This is a genomic window from Phreatobacter aquiterrae, assembly GCF_053471285.1.
On the sequence record NZ_JBJPHW010000034.1, the window covers coordinates 1 to 3,057 of the forward strand.

The 3,057-nt window shown below is 60.4% G+C and carries 3 protein-coding genes; all 3 read right to left on the minus strand.

From position 1 onward, the window contains the following. A partial coding sequence (locus ACJ4V0_RS21420; RefSeq protein ID WP_448301635.1) for a hypothetical protein occupies positions 1-548 on the minus strand: 548 nt, incomplete at its 3' end. A 53-nt stretch (positions 549-601) separates the two neighbouring features. Next, positions 602-1,498 (minus strand): DUF5681 domain-containing protein, encoded by an 897-nt coding sequence (locus ACJ4V0_RS21425; RefSeq protein ID WP_448301636.1) that lies wholly within the window; start codon positions 1,496-1,498, stop codon positions 602-604. Beyond that, a complete protein-coding gene (locus tag ACJ4V0_RS21430) occupies positions 1,495-2,838 on the minus strand; it encodes a site-specific DNA-methyltransferase (protein WP_448301637.1) in 1,344 nt (447 codons plus the stop codon). The genes ACJ4V0_RS21425 and ACJ4V0_RS21430 overlap by 4 nt, the downstream gene beginning before the upstream one ends. Positions 2,839-3,057 lie beyond the last annotated feature (219 nt).

Genomic DNA, 3,057 nt, shown 5'->3' on the forward strand with positions numbered 1-3,057 from the left:
AGCCGCTCTTTGGAAACCTCATCACAGATGGCCGGGTCCATCGCTTCCGCAACGAGATCTCGCCAGAACTGCTCAAGCGCCTCGCGCGTGACGCCGAGGAGGACGGCCGGGCCTCCGCTACCGACGCCGTCGCCGTGCCAATTGCCGCCATGGTCGATGATCACGAGAACATCGAAGAAGCCGGCTGCCGGATCGGCTTTTGGTTCGGGCGCGAACAGGTCGGGGCCGATGACAATGCGGGTGAAAAGGCAGACAGCGTCCTCGATGACGGTTCGCTCGCCCGTCTTTAGGGCACGCGGAATGTCACGGAGGATTTGGCAATAGTCGCTCTCGCCGTAGAACTCGCCGGGCCTTAGCTCCAAGCGGCGCATATGATCAGGATCGAAGACAGCCGGTGCAAACATCGGCTCGTCACCGACGTAGAGGCCGATGGCCATTTCGCCATTGCAGTCCCACTCGTACCCGTTGCTGAAGAGTCTCTTCCAACGTATCGAGATCTTTAAAGGAGTTGCCGTCTCCTCGCTCCGGCTGTCGATCAAAATAGCCATGGGTACCTCGTCCCGCGTCACGTGCGGGGCGTATCCACTGGCGTCCGATTGCGTCAGGACGTGGTCGAAACGTCAAAGCGCTTCGCCCATGCGTCCGAGAGGGGGGAATCGATACCCGCGCTCCGAATGATCTCGATAATGTTCGGCAGCTTCTTCAGATTGATCGTGTAATCGGGGAAGGCCTTGGCCCAGGCCTCAAGCGCCATTTGCTTCTGACGCCGGCGCGAGAACATCCCCATGAACAGCATCCGCTCCATGGCTTTTTCGTCGCTGAAGCGCATGCGAGCGGGAAGTGAGGGATTGATGTGATTGAATAAGCATTCAGCGAGCGTGGATGGCGTCACGCCATCTGCGGAGTCTGGCAGTTCATCCAGCTCCCATCCTTGATGAACGAGCAATGCCTCGTTCAGACGGGCCAGCTTGTCCAGATCGTCGGCTTCCCTCTCCGTGCGGGGCCCGACAAACACGACGGGTTTCCCATCGAGAATGTAGATGTCATCGGGATGGGGGACCATCCGCGGCGGAGTGACGCCGCGGCGCTTGCAGTCAGCGATCTCAGCCTTCTTCACCTGGACATACCGAGCCCAGACGCGGTGCTCCTCATCAATTTGTGCTGCCTCGGCGGCTTCTGCTTCGGCAATCAGTTCCATCATGTGCCGCTGCGAGCGCGAGTTGCCGGATGCGGCCGACTTCATGATCGATTTCAGGACGACTGCGCGACCTGAGATTTGGCGATGATCGTCCCCCTCCCGCACAGTGACCGGTTGCCGGGAGAGATCCAGGACTGCGTCGATCAGTGATCCATCAAGACTCTTGGCGACAGAAGCTTTTGCTGGCCGACCGTTGGGATTGCCGGACTTGCCCTTTTGGAAGCGTGTCGCGACGGGTGGCTTGCCGTAGCCGACCATATAAGTGGTCGGCGGATCCTCCGGCGGTTCACGACGGGTCATTGATGCACCTCGTTTGCTTCAGTCGAAACCAGGTCGTCCGCACGCTCGCTGGCGAGATCGCCGAAGGTCCCGCCGTCGCTCGCGAGCACGGCATCCTTGCCGGTCAGTGTTTCCCAGCGCCGCACGATGGTGTCGCAGTAGAGAGGATCGAACTCGATCAGCCGTGCGCGCCTGCCGCACATGTCCGCCGCGATAAGGGTGCTCCCCGAGCCACCGAATGCGTCCAGCACGATCTCGCCCCGACGCGAGCAATCGCGGATCGCGTCCGCAACGAGCGCCACCGGCTTGACGGTCGGGTGCATGGCAAGCTCTTCCATGCGCTCGCGTCCTGCAGAACTGATCCCGGCGTAGTCCCAGACATTGGTGCGATAGCGGCCGGTGTCGCCAAGGCCAAAGCTGTTCGTATGCGGTGCGGTTCCAACCTTGAAGACAAAGACGAGTTCGTGTTTGGAGCGATAGAAGCTTCCCATGCCGCCATTGGTCTTGTTCCAGACGCATAGGTTCTTCAACTCGGTGAAGGCCGCATTGCCTGCTGTCAGCAGCTCGCCCATGTGGCGCCAGTCCATGCAGACGAAGGCGATAGCGCCGTCGCGACTGTGGTCCGCTGCGTTGGACAAGCAGGTGCGCAGGAACTCCGTGAACTCGGCCGAGGACATCTCGCCGGAGGCCATCGCAAACTCGCGATGACGGATGCCACCGGAACCGCAGACGTGACCGTCGATTGGCACGTTATAAGGCGGGTCTGTGAAAATGAGATCGGCAGGTTCGTTGCCGAGGAGCAGCGCGTAATCGGCACCACGCCGCGCGTCCCCGCACAACAGCTTGTGGCGCCCCAGGATCCAGAGGTCGCCCTCGCGTGTCACTGCCCGTGACCCCGCGATCGGCACATGGTCGAGCGGGCCGGCCTCCGTGGTGGCGCTCTCCTTGGCTTCATCGAGGACGAAGTCGATCTCGGCGATGGAGAAGCCGGTCAGTGAAAGATCGAAGTCGAGGTCGATGAGCCCCTGCAGTTCGATTGCCAGCAGTTCGGTGTCCCAGCCCGCATTGAGTGCCAGCTTGTTGTCCGCCAGGACATAGGCGCGACGCTCCGTCGCCGACAAATGAGAGAGACGAATGACGGGAACTTCGGCAAGGCCAAGCTGCTTCGCCGCCATGACGCGACCATGGCCCGCGACGATCTCGTCGTCATCGCTGACGAGCACGGGATTTGTGAATCCAAACCGCTCAATGCTCGCTGCAATTTGCTTCACCTGCGCCTTCGAATGGCGCCGTGCATTGCCTGGATAGGGCTTGAGCTGCGACACGCGCCGCAGCTCGATGGAGGATGTCGTCCCCGTCATCAATCAACGCCTCACGCTGACCTGGAGCGAATCAGCCCCGATAGCGAAACGGTGGCGCAATCGTGCGGCCGATTTCAAGTAAAAACGTATAAGGCAACTTTAGTTGCTTATCGTTGCTGAGCGCATATACCAGATTGTGGACTAGGATCAAAGTATACGATCCCGCATTTTGTCATAGAAATCCCGAATAGCGCGTTCGAAATCCCAGAGTTCCGCCCG

Excerpts from the sequence above, each read along its gene's own strand:
- ACJ4V0_RS21430 (WP_448301637.1), bottom strand. The coding sequence starts at position 2,838 with ATGACGGGGACGACATCCTCCATCGAGCTGCGGCGCGTGTCGCAGCTC.
- ACJ4V0_RS21425 (WP_448301636.1), bottom strand. The coding sequence starts at position 1,498 with ATGACCCGTCGTGAACCGCCGGAGGATCCGCCGACCACTTATATGGTC.